The 20,675-nt window shown below is 60.6% G+C and carries 17 protein-coding genes; 7 read left to right on the forward strand and 10 right to left on the reverse strand.

Annotated elements, in window-relative coordinates; all coding sequences use genetic code 11:
- The first annotated feature begins 52 nt into the window (after positions 1-52).
- Positions 53-919, forward strand: a complete 867-nt coding sequence (locus ACK4FZ_RS07040; RefSeq protein WP_409819230.1) for an HDOD domain-containing protein — start codon at positions 53-55, stop codon at positions 917-919.
- Positions 920-1,058: 139 nt separating this feature from the next.
- On the opposite strand, the gene hslO is transcribed toward ACK4FZ_RS07040, so the two are convergent.
- Together hslO and ACK4FZ_RS07050 are read right to left on the reverse strand one after the other, a co-directional pair.
- Positions 1,059-1,937 (reverse strand): Hsp33 family molecular chaperone HslO, encoded by an 879-nt coding sequence (gene hslO, locus ACK4FZ_RS07045; RefSeq protein WP_409819233.1) that lies wholly within the window; start codon positions 1,935-1,937, stop codon positions 1,059-1,061.
- On the reverse strand, positions 1,934-2,518 hold the full coding sequence (locus tag ACK4FZ_RS07050; RefSeq protein ID WP_409819236.1) for an MFS transporter: 585 nt from the start codon (positions 2,516-2,518) through the stop codon (positions 1,934-1,936). The genes hslO and ACK4FZ_RS07050 overlap by 4 nt, the downstream gene beginning before the upstream one ends.
- A gap of 166 nt (positions 2,519-2,684) precedes the next feature.
- On the opposite strand from ACK4FZ_RS07050, the gene ACK4FZ_RS07055 reads away from it, so the two are divergent.
- The 3 genes from ACK4FZ_RS07055 to ACK4FZ_RS07065 all read left to right on the forward strand — a co-directional run bounded on the left by ACK4FZ_RS07055 (position 2,685) and on the right by ACK4FZ_RS07065 (position 6,024).
- Entirely contained in the window at positions 2,685-3,527 is an 843-nt protein-coding gene (locus ACK4FZ_RS07055) for a class II glutamine amidotransferase (protein WP_409819238.1), read from the forward strand.
- An 83-nt stretch (positions 3,528-3,610) separates the two neighbouring features.
- Entirely contained in the window at positions 3,611-5,419 is a 1,809-nt protein-coding gene (locus tag ACK4FZ_RS07060) for a putative nucleotidyltransferase substrate binding domain-containing protein (protein ID WP_409819240.1), read from the forward strand.
- Positions 5,416-6,024 carry a 3'-5' exonuclease gene (locus tag ACK4FZ_RS07065; RefSeq protein ID WP_409819243.1) on the forward strand — a complete coding sequence of 203 codons (609 nt, stop codon included), beginning with the start codon at positions 5,416-5,418 and terminating at the stop codon, positions 6,022-6,024. Before ACK4FZ_RS07060 ends, ACK4FZ_RS07065 begins: the two co-directional genes overlap by 4 nt.
- 280 nt (positions 6,025-6,304) lie before the next feature.
- Here ACK4FZ_RS07065 and ACK4FZ_RS07070 read toward each other — a convergent pair whose 3' ends face one another.
- The 3 genes from ACK4FZ_RS07070 to radC form a co-directional block, all read right to left on the reverse strand.
- Positions 6,305-6,679 (reverse strand): oxidoreductase, encoded by a 375-nt coding sequence (locus ACK4FZ_RS07070; RefSeq protein WP_409819246.1) that lies wholly within the window; start codon positions 6,677-6,679, stop codon positions 6,305-6,307.
- Positions 6,680-6,862: 183 nt separating this feature from the next.
- Positions 6,863-7,114, reverse strand: coding sequence for a hypothetical protein (locus tag ACK4FZ_RS07075; RefSeq protein WP_409819249.1), 252 nt, complete (start codon positions 7,112-7,114; stop codon positions 6,863-6,865).
- Between the two features lie 71 nt (positions 7,115-7,185).
- Complete coding sequence (gene radC, locus ACK4FZ_RS07080; RefSeq protein ID WP_409819251.1) at positions 7,186-7,860, reverse strand: RadC family protein; 675 nt, start codon at positions 7,858-7,860, stop codon at positions 7,186-7,188.
- A 150-nt stretch (positions 7,861-8,010) separates the two neighbouring features.
- Here radC and coaBC point away from each other — a divergent pair, with 150 nt between their 5' ends.
- The 3 genes from coaBC to ACK4FZ_RS07095 are packed head-to-tail and all read left to right on the forward strand — an operon-like array spanning position 8,011 to position 10,657.
- Positions 8,011-9,195, forward strand: coding sequence for a bifunctional phosphopantothenoylcysteine decarboxylase/phosphopantothenate--cysteine ligase CoaBC (gene coaBC, locus ACK4FZ_RS07085; RefSeq protein ID WP_409819253.1), 1,185 nt, complete (start codon positions 8,011-8,013; stop codon positions 9,193-9,195).
- A 7-nt stretch (positions 9,196-9,202) separates the two neighbouring features.
- Positions 9,203-9,655: a dUTP diphosphatase gene (dut, locus tag ACK4FZ_RS07090; protein WP_409819256.1), complete on the forward strand. Its 453-nt coding sequence runs from the start codon at positions 9,203-9,205 to the stop codon at positions 9,653-9,655.
- Positions 9,656-9,670: 15 nt separating this feature from the next.
- Complete coding sequence (locus tag ACK4FZ_RS07095; protein ID WP_409819258.1) at positions 9,671-10,657, forward strand: GGDEF domain-containing protein; 987 nt, start codon at positions 9,671-9,673, stop codon at positions 10,655-10,657.
- Positions 10,658-10,734: 77 nt separating this feature from the next.
- Here the strand turns inward: ACK4FZ_RS07095 and ACK4FZ_RS07100 are convergent, their stop codons facing one another.
- The 5 genes from ACK4FZ_RS07100 to ACK4FZ_RS07120 form a co-directional block, all read right to left on the reverse strand.
- The gene (locus ACK4FZ_RS07100; RefSeq protein ID WP_409819261.1) at positions 10,735-11,559 is read right to left on the reverse strand and encodes an ABC transporter permease; all 825 of its coding nucleotides are present in this window, start codon (positions 11,557-11,559) and stop codon (positions 10,735-10,737) included.
- A 6-nt stretch (positions 11,560-11,565) separates the two neighbouring features.
- Positions 11,566-12,828 carry an ABC transporter permease gene (locus tag ACK4FZ_RS07105; RefSeq protein WP_409819263.1) on the reverse strand — a complete coding sequence of 421 codons (1,263 nt, stop codon included), beginning with the start codon at positions 12,826-12,828 and terminating at the stop codon, positions 11,566-11,568.
- 75 nt (positions 12,829-12,903) lie between these two features.
- Positions 12,904-13,941, reverse strand: coding sequence for an ABC transporter substrate-binding protein (locus tag ACK4FZ_RS07110; protein WP_409819264.1), 1,038 nt, complete (start codon positions 13,939-13,941; stop codon positions 12,904-12,906).
- 64 nt (positions 13,942-14,005) lie between these two features.
- The gene (locus ACK4FZ_RS07115) at positions 14,006-15,121 is read right to left on the reverse strand and encodes an ABC transporter ATP-binding protein (RefSeq protein WP_409819267.1); all 1,116 of its coding nucleotides are present in this window, start codon (positions 15,119-15,121) and stop codon (positions 14,006-14,008) included.
- Between the two features lie 423 nt (positions 15,122-15,544).
- Entirely contained in the window at positions 15,545-20,347 is a 4,803-nt protein-coding gene (locus tag ACK4FZ_RS07120; protein WP_409819269.1) for an NAD-glutamate dehydrogenase, read from the reverse strand.
- Between the last annotated feature and the right edge of the window lie 328 nt (positions 20,348-20,675).

Here is a 20,675-nt window from a genome sequence, read left to right on the forward strand (position 1 = left end):
CTGCTAGAATGATTTGAAATTCTATAATCTAGCCCCTACCGGATCCTTAGCAATGAAGGTCCCTCAATTCGACGCCAGCACCACCGCCGACCTGGTACGCAATCTGGTCATTCCGCCGCGCCCTGCCATGCTCGACAAACTGGTTGCCCTGCGCAGCAACCCGGACATGAGCCTGATGGACGTGGCAGACGTGATCGGTAGCGACCTTGGCCTGTCTGCCGCCATCCTCAAAGCGGCTAACAGCCCCTTTTTCGGCAGCGGCCGCACCCTCACGTCCATCCTGCAAGCCGTCAACCTGCTGGGCGAACGCAATATCGTCCAGCTGGTGCATGGCCTGCTGCTGCGCCTGACGCTGACCAGCAATTCGCCACCGGTCATCGAACAGTTCTGGGAACGCACCATGCACGAGTCCGCCATGGCGGCGGCCTTGTGCGAAAAGCTGGGTCGCCCCAGCGACGAGTGCCAGACCTTTGCCCTGTTCCGCGGCTGCGGCATTGCCGTGATGCTGATGCGCTACTCCAATTACGAGCGCACACTGCGGCTGATTACCCAGGCACGCGACCGCCAGGTCAGCAAGATCGAGCAGGAATTCCACGGCACCAGCCACGACGTGGTGGGCTACCTGGTAGCCCGCACCTGGAATATGCCGGACGACTTTTGCCAGGCCATCTTGCTGCAACACAATGCCGAGCTGTTCAACGACAGTACCGATACCATGCTGGACCACAATCACAAAATGATGGTGGCGGTAGCGCGTGCCGCACAACACATCTGGCGTACCAGTACCGACCAGAACGGCGACCCGGGCTGGAAAGACCGCTCCGAGGAACTGATCGCCTACCTGGGCATGCACGAAGTGGAGTTTGAAGACTGGGTGGACGAGATGCACGACCGCATCCACGCCGGTGTTGGCTTGTAACTGCCCGCCCTTGCATGACAAACCCGCCGCACGGCGGGTTTTTTGTTGCCTGCGGCTGGGCGGCAAGGTTGGCCGCAACAATGGGCGGGCATGAAAAAACCCGCCAGCAGGCGGGTTGTCATCAGCGCAGCCGTCAGGCTCAGTGGCGCTGCTGCTCGCTACGCACCGCGTTGATCACGTCCATGCCGAACAAGGTGTTGACGTCTTCGTCGTCAAACACGTAGCGCTGGCCGCAGTATTCGCAGCCCACTTCGATGCTGCCCTGCTCCAGCACCACGCTGGCCACTTCCTCGCCGCCCAGCAGCTTCAGCATGTTGCCGACGCGCTCTTCGCTGCAGTTGCAGGCAAAGCTCACCAGCTCCGGGTCGAACACGCGTACCGCTTCCTGATGGTACAGACGGTACAGGATGTCCAGCGCGTCCAGCGACAGCAGCTCGTCCTGCTGCAGCGTTTGCGCCAGCGCCTGTACGTGCGGCCAACCTTCGGCGTCGCCGTGGCCGTCCGGCAGGCGCTGCAGCAGCAGGCCGGCGGCGGTCTGGTCGTTACAGGCCAGCAGCAGCATGGTTTCCACCTGCTCGGAGCGGCGCATGTAGTTTTCCAGCATCTGGCTGATGCTGTCGCCTTCCAGCGCCACAATGCCTTGCCAAGGCTCGCCGTCCTTGGGCTCCAGCGTCATCACGAAGGTGCCACCCTCGCCCAGCAGCTCGGCCAGCGGTGCGTCGTGGATACCGTCGTCGTAGCGGGCAGAGGCACGCACGGTGCGTTCGCTGGTGCACTCGGCTACGGCCAGGCGCAGCGCGCCCTTGCCGTGCAGCTGCATGATCAGCGTGCCGTCGAATTTCAGGTTAGCGGCCAACAGGCTGCTGGCGGCCAGCATCTGGCCCAGCACGTTCTGGATGGCGGCCGGGTAGTTATGGCGCGCCAGCACTTCCTGCCAGGCGCCGTCCATGCGAACCAGCGCACCGCGTACCGGTATGCCGTCGAACAGGAAGCGTTGCAGTGTATTGTGTTGGCTCATGAATGGGTGTCCTTCTCTTTTTCAAGGGTATACAGGGTAAGCGGCAGCGAGGAGCTGGCGTCGAACTCGCAGCCGGCGCGGATAGCCGCCTCGGCAATGCCGGCCGCGTCCAGCGGGCTGTCGTACAGCGCGTGCATGGCGCCCATGGCGAACTTGCGCCCGGAGCCGATGGCCCAGAAACGCGAGAACTGGTACACCTCGCGCATCGGGTACACGCCGAAAATGCCGTGGCCGTTGGCCACCAGCACCATCATCTGGCTGGATTCGTACGGGTCGTCTTCTTCCTCTTCCGGCCGCAGGAAGAAATGGTCCTTCAGCTTGGGATGAATCTTGCGGAAGGTTTCAAACAGGCCGGCACGGCTGCTGAAGTCGCGCGACTTCATGCCCTTCAGCGCCGCTTGCAGCACCAGATCATGTGCGGCGGAGCCGGCAATGGCCAGGTAGCTGTCGCCCACACGGAAGATCTTGTTGCTGTACGCATCGTAGGCGGCCAGCAGTTTCTGGTCGTCACCGAAGGTGGTCTGGCTGTCGGCGGCAATGGCAATCTGCTTGCCCTTGCTTACCACGACGATGGTTGTCATGCCTTGCCTTTCTGCGCTGCCGGGTAGCACATTGCTACCAGAGGGTCTGATATCGGGATTTTCTCACAAATCACAAGCCCGCCCAACGCCGCTACCGTGGCCAACGGGCTTGGCGCTGCCAGCAACGCATGGAACAATGGCTGTATCAACAGCCAGAGATCCCGCCATGTGCCAGCTTTTGGGCATGAACTGCAATACGCCCACCGATATCCTGTTTTCCTTTGAAGGCTTCCACCGCCGTGGCGGCCTGACCGACCACCACGCCGACGGCTGGGGCATCGCCTTTTTCGAAGGCCGCGGCGTGCGGCTGTTCCTGGACGACAAACCGTCGGCCGACTCGCCTGTAGCGGCGCTGGTGCGGCAGTACCCGATCAAGTCGCAAAACGTCATCGCCCACATCCGCAAGGCCACGCAAGGTGAGGTCAACCTGGCCAACTGCCACCCGTTCCAGCGCGAGATGTGGGGCCAATACTGGATATTTGCCCACAACGGCAACCTGGTAGATTTTGCCCCGGCAGCCGGCTGCCATTACCAGCCGGTGGGCGGCACCGACTCCGAAGCCGCGTTCTGCTACATCATGGAACAACTGCGCCAGCGCTGGTGCCAGCCGCCGTCGCTAGACGAACTGTTCGAGGCCATCGAAGGGTTGGCCGCCACGCTACGCAGCTACGGCGTGTTCAACTTCATGCTGTCCAACGGCCAGTGGCTGTTTACCCACTGCTCCACCAAACTGCACTACATCGTGCGCCAGGCGCCGTTTCCCACCGCCCACCTGGTGGACGACGACGTGACCGTCGACTTCTCTACCGTCACCACCCCCGACGACCGTGTGGCGGTGATCGCCACCGTGCCACTGACCGACAACGAAACGTGGACCGCCATGCAGGACGGCGAGTTGGCGCTGTTCGTGGATGGCCGCGTACACCGCCGTAGCGTGACGCTACCGGCTACCCGACCGGCCAGCTGCTGCGGGAATGACGCAACGGCGTCTGATCCAGCGCAAAGCTGACAGCATTGACCCTGCCGGGTCTGGTCACGTGTTTCGATAGCGCCGTATGCTGAAGCCATCAGTCACTGACCGGACCTGCCCGCATGAGCCGCTTCGACTTCACCCACCCGCCGTTTACCCACCTCAGCCCGCACGAGCGCCTGGCGCTGGAAAACGCCGCAGACATCGTCTTCTTCGATAACGACGAAGTCATCATGGCCCCCGGCGACAGCGTGGACACGCTGTACGTGCTGATCAAAGGCGTGGTACGCGAGATGGCTGATGACGAAGTACTGGCCGTCTACCATACGCAAGACACCTTCGACGCCCGCGCCATGGTGGCTGGCCAAGCCACACAGCGCTTCGTGGTACACGAGGAGGCGCTGGTCTACACGCTGCCGCGCAGCGTGGTCATGCAGCTGACCGAAAGCAACCCGCGCTTTGGCGCCTTCTTCTACGCCAGCGTGTCGCAGAAATTCGGCGCACTGGCGCAAAGCGCCGGCACCCGCGAACTGCAAACGCTGATGACCGCCATCGTGCGCGACGCCTGTAGCCGGCTGCCGGTGTTTGTCGACGGTCAGGACACCCTCCTCGATGCGGCACGCATCATGAAGCAGCGCAAGAGCAAATCCATCCTGGTGCGCCATATGGGCCAGCTGGGCATGTTTACCACCACCGACTTCCGCGACACCCTGCTCAACGGCCTCACCCCGGGTACGCCACTGCACCAGGTGTGCCATTTCCAGCTGATCACCACCGACATCGACGGCTTCCTGTTCGATGCCCTGCTTACCATGACCCAGCGCAACATCCGCCGCTTGGTGGTGATGGACAAGGGCGAGCCGGTGGGCATTCTGGCGCAGGTGGACATCCTGTCTTACTTCTCCAACCACTCGCACCTGATCGCGCACAAGCTGGAGCGCGCTGAATCGCTGGACGAGCTAGCCGACATTGCCGGCCAGATCACCCGCCTGGTGGGCATGCTGTCCAGCCACGGCGTGAAAGCGCCGCAGCTAGGGCGGCTGGTGCAGGCGCTGAACGCGCGCCTGTTCGAGCGCACCTGGCAGCTGATTGCCATGCCGGAAGTAGTGAACAACAGCTGCCTGATCGTGATGGGCTCCGAAGGCCGCGGCGAACAAATCCTGAAAACCGACCAGGACAACGCGCTGATCATCCGCGACGGCTTCGACCACCCCACGCTGCAAGGCGCCTGCCAGGCCTTCAGCGACGCGCTGGCGCGCTTTGGCTACCCGCCGTGCCCGGGCCGCATCATGGTGAACAACCCGCAATGGTGCCAGCCGGAGCAAGGCATGCGCGACCAGCTGTACCGCTGGCTGTACCTGCCGGACGCCGACTCGCTGATGAACCTGGCCATCTTCGTGGACGCCGAAGCGGTGGCCGGCGACCACGCGCTGCTGGCGCAGTGCAAACACTACCTGCACAGCCTGCTGTCGGATGACGAAAGCTTCTACGCCCGCTTTGCCCGCGCCATCGAACAGTTCGATACGCCTTTAGGCTTCTTTGACCAGTTGCTGACGCGGGAGAAAAACGGCGAAGCCACGCTGGACATAAAAAAGGGCGGCATTTTCCCCATCGTGCACGGCATCCGCTCGCTGGCGCTGCGCCACGGGATTGCCGCCTGCAACACCTTCGACCGCCTGCAACGGCTGGCCGAACTGGGCCATCTGGAGCGCGACTTTGCCAACGACATCAGCGAGACGCTGGCCTTCCTGCTGGGTTTGAGGCTGAGCCACGGCCTGGCCGACCTGGCCGACGGCCGCGCTGCCAGCAACCTGATCCGGCCGGACCGGCTGTCCACACTGGAAAAAGACCTGCTGAAAGACGCGCTGGGGCTGGTGAAAAAGTTCAAGAACCTGCTGCGCCACCAGTTTCGCCTGGGAGCGGTGGCATGATCGGCGCCCTGAAACGGCATTGGGCCGCCCAGCGTCTGAAAGACCCGCGCTTTGCCGCCTTGCTGCAACCACAGGAAGACGAACTGGTCAGCGTGGACTGCGAAACCACTAGCCTCAACGTGCGCGAGGCCGAGCTGCTGTCCATCGGCGCGGTGAAAATACGCGGCCAACGTATTGTCAGCAGCGAATCGTTCTACGTGCTGGTAAAGCCGGAACGCAGACCGGACGCCGGCAGCGTGCGCATCCACGGCCTGCGCCCGCGCGACGTGTCGGCAGGCCTGGCACCGCAGGAAGCGGTGGCGCAGTTGCTGGACTTCATCGGTGGCCGCCCGCTGCTGGGCTATTACCTGGAATACGACGTGGCGGTGCTGAACAAGTACGTACAGCCGCTGACCGGCATCAAGCTGCCCAACCGCCAGATCGAGGTATCGGGCCGCTATTACGATTACAAGCTGCGCCAGCAGCCGGACAGCCATATCGACCTGAAGCTGGCCACGCTGATCGACGACCTGAAGGTGCCGGCCTTGCCGCGCCACGATGCGCTGAACGACGCCATCACCGCCGGCATGCTGTACCTGGCGCTGAAAAAACGCGGTTTCGGCTAAGCGCCTGTGCAAGGTTTTTTAGCGACTGCGCTGACCTGGCAAAGGGCCAGATGCTAGGCGGACGCTGCCGGCCTTGGTCATGCCAAGGCCAAGGCGGCCAAGGCCGCAGATGGCGGTTTGCCAAGCCCGCCCTGCGGGGCCGGTGGCTACCCGCCGCAGCCGTGAAAAGACTTTGAACAGGCGCCAAGGTTGGCCGCACGAAAAAAGGGCGTGCTTGCGCACGCCCTTCAATTCAGCCGGTACGGTAGCGCACTGGCTGACACTGCATCGATCTCTGCCTTCAGTAGCTCAACGACTCGTGACGGGTTTCCACCAGTTGCCCGGCCGACAGCGACATCATCAGCAGCGCAATACGCTCGTGCATGATGACGGTATGCGCATTGCCGGCAAACTGCATGAAACGGCGCAGGTCTTCGCGGACTTTGCGCGAGCCGGTCAGGTCGATGATGATGTCTACGCGCTCGCCTTGCTCGGCCAGCTCGATGAAGTTATCCGTTACCGGAATGCCGCGTTCGCGCGCCAGCGCCACACCTGGCAACGCCATATTCAATTCGGCTACACCGATCAGCTCCACGAACGGTGCGTCCAGCAATTGGCGCAACAGCGGCGTGGCTGTTTCGCCCGCCCCCACCATGGCAATTCGAATCTTGTTCATGACCATCCTCGCTCGGTGCCGCAGAGTGGCACACTTTGAAGGGGGTAATGTAGCAATGATTATCGAAAGCAACTTGCGCCAGATCAAATGCTAATTGATTGTATACAAGGCAGGCATTTGGCATGCGAAGTGAACAAAAAAAACCGCCCTGCATGGGCGGCTGCGGCGGGAAACACAGGTATATCAATGTAGCGCTTGCCGGCTCAGAAAACGGATGTAGCCAACACTTTCTATCCAGTACGCGCCGTCTGCCAATGGCGTGGCGTCTTCCAGATCGGCCACCGTCAGCACGATGTCGGCTTCACTGAGGTGGGCTTCCAGCACGATGTCGTCATCGTCGGCATAGTCTTCCGAGGCGTACATGAATTCGGGTTTTACCAGTTGGTTGTTGACCTGAATGTAATCGGACTGGTTCATCAAACGCAGGATGTTCATGGCTTGCTCCTTGTGCAGCGGCCAGACCGGCTGACCGTACCACCACCGCAACGGCAGCCACGTGGCCACCGCTACACCCACCCACGCTCCGCCAGCGATTCGGCGTGCGCACCCGTTACCACCAAATGGTCCAGCAAATTGATATCGACCAACTGCAAAGCCTGCTTGAGACGGTCTGTCAGCGCCCGGTCTGCCGCAGACGGTTCTGCCACACCGGAAGGATGATTGTGCGCCACGATCACCGCCGCCGCATGATGAAACAAAGCCCGCCGCACCACTTCCCGCGGGTAGACCCGGGTTTCGGTCAGCGAACCGCATGCAAGTTGTTCGACCGCCAGCACACGGTTTTGTGCCGACAGGAACAGCCCGTAAAACACCTCAACATCACGCTGTCCGATTGCCAGCCGCAAGTAACGACGCACGGCATCGGGGCTATCGAGCACATCGGCCTCTGCCATCTGCTCAGCCAGCAACCGTCGCGCCAGCTCGTGCATCGCCATGAATTGCACGTACTTTGCAGGCCCGAGGCCAGCCTGCTGCTGAAAGGCATCCGGACTGGCACTGAGCAGGCGCCCCAAGCTGCCAAAGCGTTGCATCATCAATCTGGCCATATCAACAGCCGAGCAACCCTTGATACCTGTTCTTAAGAATATCGCCAGTAACTCAGCATCTGACAAGGTATGGGCACCATGCAACAACAGTTTTTCGCGTGGCCGCTCGTCGGCGGGCCAGTCGGTGATCGGCATTGCAATCCCCTATGCATATCGACCAAGGCAGTGTGTGCCCGCAGCAGCCTTCGATAAAAACGCTTTTATCTGCCCGCTACGCGCAGCATTGGGTGCAGCTGCAGCATTAGGCTACAATCACGCCTTGCACCCCCACAAGCAGGCCGCAACATGGCACAAAAACGCATCCTTCTTGGCATTACCGGCGGCATTGCAGCCTACAAGTCAGCCGAACTGACCCGGCTGCTGGTCAAGGCTGGCCATCACGTCGAAGTGGTAATGAGCGAAGCGGCTACACGCTTTGTCACCCCCGCAACCTTTCAGGCACTGTCTGGCAACGCCGTTTATACCGACATTTGGGATCCGCGCCCGCACAACGCGATGGCGCATATCGAGATGTCGCGCCGTGCCGACGTGTTCCTGATCGTACCGGCCACTGCCGACTGTATTTTCAAGCTGGCACACGGTGCGTGTGACGACCTGATCAGCACCATGGCCGCGGCCCGTACCTGCCCGCTGGTGGTAGTGCCGGCAATGAACCGGCAGATGTGGGAAAACCCGCCCAACCTGCGCAATGTGGCCCAGCTGCAGGCCGACGGCGTACAGGTGTGGGGCCCGGCGCACGGCGTGCAGGCCTGCGGCGAGACCGGCCCCGGCCGCATGCTGGAGCCGGAAGAAGTGTTCGACCTGCTGGGCGGTGTATTCAGCAGCAAGCCGCTGGCAGGCAAGAAAGTGTTGCTGACGGCCGGCCCGACGTACGAACCGATCGATACCGTGCGCGGCATCACCAATATCAGCTCCGGCAAGATGGGTTACGCACTGGCCCGCGCCTGCCGCGACGCCGGTGCCGAGGTGACGCTGGTCAGCGGCCCCACCGCCCTGACTCCGCCAACGCTGGTGCGCACCATCGCGGTACAGAGCGCGCAGGACATGTACCAGGCCGTACTGGGCGAGGTTGGCCGCAGCGACATCTTCATCAGCGTGGCGGCGGTGGCCGACTACCGCGTGAAGAACCGCGCCGAGCACAAAATCAAGAAGGGTGAAGGCCTGCCGATAATCGAACTGGAAGAAAACCCGGACATTCTGGCCACGGTGGCCGGCCTGCCGGCGGCACCGTTCTGTGTGGGCTTTGCCGCAGAAAGCCAGAACCTGCTGGCTTACGCCGACCAGAAACGCCGCCGCAAGAAGGTGCCGCTGCTGGTGGCCAACCTGGCCCAGCAGGCGATGGGTGCCGACAGTAACAGCGTGACATTGCTGGACGATGCCGGGCACCATCCGCTGCCAGACATGCCCAAGGCCGAGGTGGCACACGCCATCGTGCAGCACCTGGCCCGGCTTTTACCCCACAAGGAATAAAAAACGCATGAAACCCGTGATCGACGTCAAGATTATGGACGCCCGCCTGAAAGACAATCTGCCCGCTTACGCCACCTCCGGTTCCGCCGGCCTGGACCTGCGCGCTGCCACCGAAGCCGAGATGGTGATCCAGCCCGGTGAAACCGTACTGGTGCCCACCGGCATGGCCATCCACCTGGCCGACCCGGGCCTGGCTGCAATGATCCTGCCGCGCTCCGGCCTCGGCCACAAACACGGCATCGTACTGGGCAACCTCACCGGCCTGATCGACTCCGACTACCAGGGCCAGTTGTTCGTGTCGGTATGGAACCGTGGCAATACTGCCTTCACCCTGGCGCCGATGGAGCGCATCGCTCAGATGATTATCGTGCCAGTGGTCCAGGTTGGGTTTAATATCGTAGAAGAATTTATCGATACGGAACGTGGCAGTGGCGGCTTTGGCAGCACCGGACGCCAGTAACACCCCCAAAAGCTTATGAATGCCTCTTACACGCCCGCCAGTATTGCGACCTTGATGGAGCAAATGGCCAAGATGACCTCGCAGCGCGAGTTACGCGAGCTGGAGCGGGCTTTGTTGGAGCTGCTGGGCAACTTTCTGGGCTGCAATACCATCTCGCTGTACGGCGTGCGCAACCCCGAAACCGAGCCGGAACTGAAACTGCTGCAAGTCAACGACGGCAACGATCGCCTGGTCACACCAGAAGACAGCGGGTGGCTGGCAGCGGGTGACGAAGCTCGCAAGGCTATTGCCATTGGCCGTGACAACCGTGCTCCGTGGCAATATGGCGGACACGTGTGGCAGGTGGTGTACCAGAAAAACAGCATCATTGCGTTGCTGCAGATAGAGCACCGCCCGCTGCTGGAAGAAGAAGCCAGCTTTCTCAGTGGCATGGTCCGCATACACGAAAACTATCTGCGCCTGCTGTATGACGCCGAGCGCGACATGCTAACCGGCCTGCTCAACCGCCGTTCCTTTGATGCCCGTCTGTACGAACTGCTGGAGCAAGGCAACGGCCAACAAACGCTGGCGCTGGTAGACATCGACCACTTCAAGCTGGTAAACGACCGCTACGGCCACATTGTCGGCGACGAGGTGCTGCTACTGGTCGCGCATCACATGGAACAGATCCTGGGTCCCTACGCCCAACTGTACCGTTACGGTGGCGAGGAGTTCGGCATTATCCTGCGCGGCGAACCGGCACTGGCCCACATGCGGTTGGAACAACTGCGACTGGACATTGCCGGCTTCATCTTCCCGCAGATTGGCCACATCACCATCAGCATCGGTCACGTCGGCATCCTGGGCCAGATGCTGCCGGCCAATGTGGTGGAGCAGGCCGACCGCGCGCTGTACTACGCCAAGGAACACGGCCGCAACCAGGTATGCGCTTACGACCAGCTGCTGCAACAGGGCAATATTGCGCCCCACACCAGCTACGAAGGCGATATCGAACTTTTCTAAGCTGCTGCGGCCAACCCTGAAGCCACAAAAAAGCCCCTGCCAACCGGCAGGGGCTTTTGCTTGGCACCGGCTTGGCATCAGGCTGCGCTGGTGCGCGTCTTCTCGGCGCGGCCACGCAACCATTCCAAGGTCAGCAGCAAAGCGATGGAGAACAGGATCAGCACCGTGGCCGCGGCGGCGATAGCCGGGCTGATGTTTTCCTTGATACCGCCAAACATCTGGCGCGGCAGCGTGGTCTGCTCCGGGCCGGCGAGGAACAGCGTCACCACCACTTCGTCGAATGAGGTGGCAAAAGCGAACAGCGCACCCGAAATCACACCCGGTGCAATCAGCGGCAGCACGATGCGACGGTAGGTGGTGATCGGGTTGGCACCCAGGCTGGCACTGGCGCGGATCAGGTTGGCGTTGAAGCCGCGCAGCGTGGCCGACACGGTAATCACCACAAAGGGCACGCCCAGTGCGGTGTGGACCAGAATCAACGCCAGATAGCTGTTGGACAGGCCCAGTGGGGCGAAGAACAAGTAGGCCCCTACCCCGACGATCACCACCGGCACCACCATCGGCGAGATCAGTACGCTCATCAGTACCGACTTGCCGGGGAAGTCTGACGAAGTCAGGCCCACGGCGGCCAGCGTGCCCAACGTGGTCGCCAGCAGCGTGGCAGCCGGCGCCACGATGAAGCTGTTCTTCAGCGAGGTCAGCCATACCTCGTTGCCGAAGAATTCCTCGTACCAGCGCAGCGAGAACGACTTGATCGGGTACAGCAGGAAGGTATCGGCCGAGAACGACAGCGGCACGATCACCAGCAGTGGCGACACCAGGAAGATCAGGATCAGCACGCAGAAAATGCGGAAGCTCCAGTACCAGATGCGCTCGATAGGCGAAGCATAAGTTGGCAGCATGTCTTCTTACCCCAGACTCAGTTTGTTGGCACCCACCAGCTTGCTGTACACCGCGTACAGCGTCATGGTGGCGATCAGCAACAGGCTGCCCAACGCGGCGGCCATGCCCCAGTTGATGGTGACGTTGGTGTAGAACGCCACGTAGTAGCTCACCATTTGTTCTTCCGGGCTGCCCAGCAGCGCCGGGGTGATGTAGTAGCCGATACACATGATGAACACCAGCAAGGCACCAGCTGCCACACCGGCCACCGTCTGCGGGAAGTAGATCTTCCAGAAAGCGGCAAACGGATGATCACCCAGCGAAATGGCAGCGCGCATATAGGTAGGCGGAATACTCTTCATCACGCTGTAAGCTGGCAGGATCACAAACGGCAACAGGATGTGCACCATGGCGATGTAAACGCCAACCCGGTTAAATGCCAGCTGTAGCGGCTCGCCAATAATGCCCAGATTGATCAGCGCGCTGTTGATCAGGCCTTCGCGCTGCAGCAGCACGATCCACGACGCCACGCGCACCAGCACCGAGGTCCAGAACGGCAGCAATACCAGAATCATCAGCAGGTTGCTCTGGCGTGCCGGCAGGTTGGCCAGCCAATAGGCCAGCGGATAACCCAGCAGCAGGCAAAATGCCGTCACCCAGAAGCTGATCCACAGCGTACGGCCAAAAATGCTGACAAAAGCGCGCTCTTCTTCCGGCACCAGTTCCGGCGTACCGGCCTTGGTTTCACGCAGGTCCAGCGAGCTGTACAGGTAGTACGGCGTCCAGGGCTTGGCGTTCTTGGCGATCACGTGCCAGTGGTCGGGGTCGCCCCAGCGTTCGTCCAGCTGGATAAAGCGATCTCGCATGCTCTCGCCTGCGGCCAACTCCAGTGGCATCTTGCGTGCGGTTTTCTGGATCAGCGAACGGAAACCGCTGATATCCATGTTCAGACGCTTGGCCACCTCGGAAACGGTTTTGGCTTCTTTGGCCGCGGTCAGATCGCGGGCCATGGCCTGGAACACTTCTTCGGATGGCAGCGCGCGACGATCCCAGCTGGCGATAAGCTTGCTGGTTGTCGGCAGATGGGTCACTACCTCCGGGTTATCCACGCTGCGACCAAGCAGCATGAAGATGGGGACCAGAAAGGTCAGCAGCAGAAAGATGGCAAGCGGGGCAACCAAGGCAACGGCTTTCAGCTGCTTGTTGCGGCGCTCGCGCGCCAGTTTCACGGTCAACGGCTCGCCATCGGCCGCCGTCAACGGTGTTTTGACGGAAAGGGTTTGGGACATGGTGGGTATCACTTCCGGCAAAATCCCGCCAGCCCGGTGGGGCTAGGCGGGATAGTTCAGGCAACAGGCAGCAGCTTAGCGGGCAGCCCAGGCGTTGAAGCGCTCTTCCAGCTCTTCACCGTGCTCAACCCAGAAGTTCACGTCCAGGGCCAGCGCGTTTTTCAGGTTGGCAGGCCAGGTCGGCAGGTTGGAGGCCGACTTCGGGTCAACGCGCTGAATAGCCTTCAGGTTGGTCGGGCCGTAAGCGATCTTGTTGGAATACACCGCCTGATGTTGCGGCAGGCTGGCGTGCTTGATGAACTCCATCGCTTCTTTCAGCTTCGGCGAACCTTTCGGAATGGCCCAAGAGTCGACGTCGTACACGCTACCGGTCCACACCACTTTCAGGTTTTTGCCTTCTCGCTGTGCGGTATCGATACGGCCGTTGTAGGCCGAGCTCATCACTACGTCACCGGAGGCCAGGAACTGCGGCGGCTGGGCACCGGCTTCCCACCACTGGATGTGCGGCTTCAGTTGGTCCAGTTTCTTGAAGGCACGATCTACACCGGCCTTGGTAGCCAGTACTTTGTACACGTCAGCCGGTTTCACGCCGTCAGCCTGCAGCGCAAACTCCAGCGTGTACTTGGCACCCTTGCGCAGGCCACGTTTGCCCGGAAACTTTTTCACGTCCCAGAAATCGGCCCAGGTTTGCGGCGCGGTTTTCAGCTTGTCGGCGTTGTAGGCCATGGCAGTGGACCACACGAAAATGCCCACGCCACATTCAGAAACGGCCGGCTTCACAAAGTCGGCTTTGTTGCCCACCTTGGACCAGTCGATTTTCTCGAACAGGCCTTCCTCACAACCGCGCAGCAGCTCCGGCGATTCCACTTCCACCACATCCCAGGTCACTTTCTTGGCGTCGACCATGGCCTTGATCTTGGCCATCTCGCCGTTGTAGTCACCAGCGGTAATCTTGTGGCCGGTAGCTTTCTCGAAAGTCTGGTAGTAGGCCACGACCTGTGCATCCTTGTTGGCACCGCCAAAAGAAATCACGGTGAGGTCTTTGGCCATGGCCGGCGCAGCCAAGGCAGCAACGACGGACAGGGCAATCAGGCGCGGGGTGTTTTTATTCATGGTCATTCTCCTCTGGGGAAATCGCTTTGCAGGACGTTGAAGATACCCGTGTGGTCGGGCTTTTTTAGTGTGTGTAAACCGATGCATCCAGCGCACGGATATCGCGCGCCATCCAGCCTATATCCAGGCTGTCACCTACTTTCCAGCTGCTATCCAGCTCGCCGGCCGGCACTTTCACCATGAAACCGGTCTGGCCAGCCACATCCAGCCGCAGGCGGACGTGATCGCCGAAGTAGATGAACTCGGCCAGCTTGGCTTGCAGGCGGTTCTCGCAGGCTTCGGCGTGGCGGTTCAGGCGCACGCGCTCGGGGCGGATGGACATCGAGGTAGCGTCGCCGGCCTGCTTCACGCAGATAGCCGACGCTTGTACCGTCTGGCCATTGCCCAGGCGCACGGTACAGTGCTGGTCTTGTACTGCTACCACTTCGCCGTGCAGGGTGTTGTTCTCGCCAATGAAGTTGGCCACAAAAGAGTTGACCGGCTTTTCGTACAGCACGTTGGCCGCATCGATCTGCTGGATGATGCCGTCCTTGAATACCGCCACGCGGTCGGACATGGTCAGCGCCTCACCCTGGTCGTGGGTAACGTACACCACGGTAATGCCCAGGTTCTCGTGGATATGCTTGATTTCCAGCTGCATGTGCTCGCGCAGTTGTTTGTCCAGTGCGCCCAGCGGCTCGTCCATCAGCACCAGCTGCGGTTCGAATACCAGCGCACGGGCCAGCGCCACGCGTTGCTGCTGGCCGCCGGACATCTGGCCGGGGTAGCGGTTGGCCAGCGCGTCGAGCTTCACCATGCCCAGCGCTTTCTTCACGCGGTCGGCAATCTCGGATTTGCTCATCTTGCGAATGGTCAGCGGGTAAGCCAGGTTCTCGGCCACGGTCATGTGCGGGAACAGCGCGTAGTTCTGGAACACCATGCCGATGTTGCGCTTGTGCGGCGGCACGTGGTTCAACAGCTTGTCGCCGAGGCGGATTTCGCCGTGGGTGGGGGTTTCGAAACCGGCCAGCATCATCAGGCAGGTGGTTTTGCCAGAGCCGGACGGCCCAAGCATGGTGAGGAATTCGCCTTTGCGAATATCCAGATCCAGATTTTTGACGATCAGGGATTCGCCGTCGTAGCTCTTCTGCACCCCGCGAAAGCTGACCAGGGTGTCGGAGGCCATGTGTTTCTCGCTCATCTTGTCCTTCCTGAGATGTTCCGCCATGCGGAATGTTGTTTCGTTTTTTATCAGATTAACCAGCATCAATAACGAAGTAAAGCGTCAAGACACTGACTGCGGCGCTGGTTTGTCCCCCTGTCTCTGTGTACAGGTGTCCATTAATTTAATCGCCCCGTTTAATAAAACAAACTACCTGATGCAGCTTTTTTACGAAATTCTGCGCCATCGAAATAGCAGCAAGGTCGCACGCACATTTAAAGTGCATGCATAAAGCATTTATCGAAAAGAATCTGCCGTATTTATTGCCGCTTCGGCATCGAAGTGCACCAAAGCGCGGCAGACGTGCACAGCCATGTCAAACGCTTGTTTGTCGCGTACTGACAACAAAAAAAAGCCGACCTTGCGGTCGGCTTGTAAGGGAGTAATACGAAACGGGGTGACTTAAGCGAGCAGGTGGTTGTTTAGCTCGCGCATGCCGGCAGACAACATGGCCAGGTCCAGCGCTTCAAACGATTGCAGCTCGGCAAACATCTGCTGGCAAGCCTCGACGTCGGTCGCACGCTGTTTCAGCCATTGCGGCACGAAATCAGCGTCTTGCGACACCGCCATCGCGCTCTGGGTGAGCGAACGATGCTGGCGGTACAGGTCGTCACGCAGCGCACTGCGCGCCAGCGATTGCCAGCGGTTGTCGCGCGGCAGCTGGGTAATGGCGGCGCGCAGCCAGTCCAGTTGCAGGTCGCGGCCCAGTTGCAGGTAGTTGGCCGCCACGTCGTCCAGCGACAGCGCACTACCCTCGCCGATTTCGATGATGTCCATCATCGGTACGGCAAACTCCAGACGCGCCAGCACGCTGGCCAGATCGGCCGGTACGTTCGGCTGGTTCAGGCGTTTTTCCAGACGGGCTACTTGCGGGTAGGTATCGGCGCTGATCAGCTGCGGCAGCTTGGCCAGCAGCGCCTGTACCTTGGCCGCGTATTGCTCGATGACGGCATTGACCGAGCCTGCGTTGCGGCGGTTACGCAGTACCCAGCGCACCACGCGCTCTACCAGGGTACGCACCATCACCATCATCTCTACCTGCAGGTCGGCAGACACCTGGTTGTCCAGCTGCTCGATGCGGGTCCACAGGCTTTCGGCGTCGAACACGCGGCTGGCAATCCAGAACGCGCGGGCGATGTCGGCGGCCGAGAACGACGATTCTTCCTGCAGGCGGAACACGAAGGTGGTGCCCATGCGGTTGATGATGAGGTTGGCCAGCTGGTTGGCGATGATCTCGCGCTTCAGGTGGTGGCGCTTCATCTGCTCGCCAAAGCGTTGCTGCAGCGGCTGCGGGAAGTAGTTCACCAGCACCGGCAGGAAGTCGGCATCGTCCGGCACATCGCTACGCAGGATGGCCTGGTCCAGCGAAATCTTGCTGTACGCCAGCAGTACGGCCACTTCCGGCGGGGTCAGGCCCTGACGCGCCAGACGACGCTCGTTGATCTGGGTGTCGGTCGGCAGGTACTCGATCTCGCGGTTCAGCTCGCCGGTTTTTTCCATGTGCGTGATCATGCGGGCGTGGGTGCTCAGCATGGACGCGGCATGGCTGCGGTTGATGGCCAGGATCTGGGTCTGCAGGTAGTTGTTGCGCAGTACCAGATGGCCCACTTCCTCGGTCATCTCGGCCAGCAGGTCGTTACGCTGCTTCAGCGTCATGTCGCCAGACTGCATGACGGCGCCTACCAGAATCTTGATGTTCACTTCGTGGTCGGAGCAGTCCACACCGGCCGAGTTGTCGATGGCGTCGGTGCAGATGCGGCCGCCGGCCAGCGCGAACTCGACACGGCCCAGCTGGGTGCACGTCAGGTTGCCGCCTTCGGCTACCACTTTGACCTGCAGCTGGTTACCGTTGACACGTACCGGGTCGCACGCGCGGTCGCGGGCGTCGGCGTGGCTCTGGGTGGACGCCTTCACGTAGGTACCGATACCGCCGTTGTACAGCAGGTCGGCCTTGGCCTTCAGCAGTTCGTGGATCAGCTCGTTCGGCGCCATGCTGTCCTTGTCGGTTTCCAGCCATGCCTTCACTTGCGGCGACAGCGGGATGGACTTGGCAGAGCGTTCGAAGATGCCACCGCCTTCCGAGATCAGCTCGCGGTTGTAGTCCGCCCAGCTGGAACGCGGCAGGTTGAACAGGCGGGCACGCTCGGCAAAGCTCACCGCAGCGTTCGGCGTCGGGTCCAGGAAGATGTGCAGGTGGTTGAACGCGGCCTTCAGGCAGATGTGCTCGGACAGCAGCATGCCGTTACCGAATACGTCACCGGCCATGTCACCGATACCGATCACGCTGAAGTCCTGCTCCTGGGTGTTGATGCCCAAATGACGGAAGTGGCGTTTTACCGATTCCCACGCGCCGCGGGCGGTAATGCCCATGCCTTTGTGGTCGTAACCGGCAGAGCCACCGGACGCAAACGCGTCACCCAGCCAGAAGCCGTAGGCTTCGGAAATGCTGTTGGCGATGTCGGAGAAGGTTGCGGTGCCCTTGTCGGCAGCCACCACCAGGTACGGATCGTCCGGGTCCAGGCGACGCACGTCTACCGGCGGTACGATCTGGCCGTTCACCAGGTTGTCGGTCACGTCCAGCAGCGCGGAAATGAAGGTCTTGTAGCTGGCGATACCTTCAGCCATGAAGGCTTCACGGTCGCTCGGCGCCGGCAGTTGCTTGCCGACGAAACCGCCCTTGGAGCCCATCGGCACGATCACCGAGTTTTTCACCATCTGGGCTTTTACCAGACCCAACACTTCGGTACGGAAGTCTTCCATGCGGTCGGACCAGCGCAGGCCGCCGCGGGCCACTTTGGAGCCGCGCAGGTGCACGCCTTCCACACGCGGGCTGTACACCCAGATCTCGAACATCGGACGCGGTTGCGGCAGGAAGGAGATCAGGTTGGATTCCAGCTTGAACGACGCGTACGACTTGAACTCGCCGCTGCTGTCTTTCTGCCAGAAGTTGGTACGGCGGGTTGCCAGAATCACCTGCAGGAAACCGTTCAGAATGCGGTCTTCGTCCAGGTTGGCCACGCCGTCCAGCAGGTCTTTCAGCTCTTCCTGCAAGGCTGCGGCACGCGCGTCGTCAAAAGCGGTGGGGTGCAGGCGGGCAGCAAACAGCTGTACCAGGCGACGGGTGATTTCCGGGTAATGCGCTACGCAGTTTTCGATATAGCTCTGGCTGAAGGTCAGGCCGCCCTGACGCAGGTACTTGGCCAGTGCGCGCACCAGCGTGATTTCACGCCAGTCCAGGCCAGCCACTACCGCTAGACGGTTGAAGCCGTCGTTCTCGACGTGCTTGGCAAACACGCGCGACAACAAGGCCTGGAAGTTTTTCTGGATAGCTTCATCCTGCATCGATTCGGCAGCACCGCCCAGCTCCAGGCCGAAGTCGCTGATCCACACCGTGGTGTCGTTCAGTTCGATACGGTACGGGTGCTCGTCGCGTACCTGCACGCCCATGTTTTCCAGGATCGGCAGGCTGGCAGACAGACCCAGCGGTTCGCCGCCACGGAACAGTTTCAGGTTGTAACCTTGGCCACGGTTAAACGCGCGGTACAGCTTCATGCTAATACCTTGGCTGGCAGCCGCGTCTTCGATCAGCTGGATGTCCAGCACCGCATTGCGGGCGGCAAATTCTTCACGGTAGGCCACCGGGAACGCGCCACGGTAGCGGTTGAACAGCAGGTTGCCCTTCTCTTCGCCGTGGGTTTCGATCAGCTGATGGTGCAGCTCTTCCTGCCAGCCGCGTACCACGCGGGCAATGTCGGCTTCCAGCTCGTGGGTACGGTACTGCGGCAGGTGGCCGCCCTGGGTGCGGATGATGTAGTGCACGCGCGCCAGGGTGCTATCGCTGATCTGCACGCTGAATTCAGCGGATGCACCATTGAAGGCGTTCATCAGCACACGTTCGATCTTGAGGCGGATTTCGGTGTTGAAGCTGTCACGCGGCACGAAAACCAGGCAGCTCACATAGCGGTGATAGCGGTCGTTGCGGGTGAACAGGCGCACGCGCGGGCGCTCTTGCAAGTTGACGATGCCTTCCACGATCGGGGTCAGGGTTTCGGCCGGGATCTCGAACAGCTCGTCACGCGGGTAGCTTTCCAGCACGAAACCCAACGTCTTGGCCTTGTAGCTGTTATCCACGTAATCGCAGGTGGTGACGACGTGCGCCACTTTTTCGCGCAGCAGCGGGATATCCTTCGGCGACTGCTGGTAAGCGCTGGCCGTGTACAGGCCCAGGAAGCGGCGCTCGCCGATCACCTCACCTTTGCTGTTGAAGCGCTTGATACCAACGAAATCCATGTAGGCGGAACGGTGCAGCACCGAGCGCGACTGCGATTTGTTCAGAATCAACAGCTGCGGCTGGTGCGCCAGCTCACGCAGGTCTTGCGGCAGCGCCTCGAAGCTCTCGGAGTACTCTTTGCTGCCCTGGTCTTTCAGGAAACCCAAGCCGGTATTCTTGACGATCTTCAGGCTGTCCTTGCCGTCGCGCTTCACCAGGTCGTAGTCGCAGTAACCCATGAAAATGAAATGGTTGGCCGCCATCCAGTCAAGGAAGACCACCGCCTCGGCAGCTTCGCGTTCGCGCTCGCCCTTAATGGCGGCCAGATCGGCACGCAGGCCTGCTACCACTTCGCGCATTTGCGGCTCGTCGTCCACCACACGGCGCAGCAGCGACAGCACATGGTTGAGGTCATCTTGCAGCGCACGCAGTACGGCCGCGTCGCTAACGCGGTCTACCTGGGCGTGAATGAACGATTCCAGCGGCAAGCTACGGTCTTCGGTGCGCTTCAGTTCGGCAATCTGACCGGCGCCATCGCGGCCAACCGACAGTACCGGATGCACCAGCAGGTGCAGGTTCAGGTTATGGCGTGCCAGCAACATGGCAACCGAATCGATCAGGAACGGCATGTCATCGTTCACGATCTCGATCACGGTGTGGGTGCTCTGCCAGCCGTCACGTTCGAAATCAGGATTATAGATGCGGGCCTTGGCCTGGCCAGCCGCACGCTTGCTGGCAAACTCGAAATGCGCCATGGCCGCGCCGAACAGGTCCTGCGGCGAGAAGCTTCTCAGGTCTTCGTGTTCGGATTCTTCAAAATAGAGCGGAACAAAGGTACCCAGACTGGCAGCGGCCTGTTGGGACAGTTTCTGCTCTGCGATGGCCTGAATGTCTTCGATCAGGCACAGGAATTCGGTCTTGTTGGTAAGCGACATGTTGCTTCTCGTATTTGTTTTGGGAACACAGGTGTTGTGTGAGCGCATTGTAAGAGTGCCCACACCCTAGGGATTTCCTTATTGCGACATCAATGTATACATTCACCAACCGCAGCGCACAATGCCAAAGGCATTTAAAATGCCGGTTTGACAATTCTTGCACTTTTTGCCTTATAGCAATGCGACGGCAAATTACAAAATGAACAGCCGTAAAAAAACGGCAATATGTCATAAAAACATCTTAACATTTTGTTTTTAAACACATTTCCCTCCAAAAGAAAAAGCCAGTAGAATGCGCCCCCTTCGGGCTTACGGTTAAGACCACGGC

Origin of the sequence: Vogesella sp. (genome assembly GCF_046297735.1) — a bacterium.
Classification (GTDB): domain Bacteria; phylum Pseudomonadota; class Gammaproteobacteria; order Burkholderiales; family Chromobacteriaceae; genus Vogesella; species Vogesella urethralis.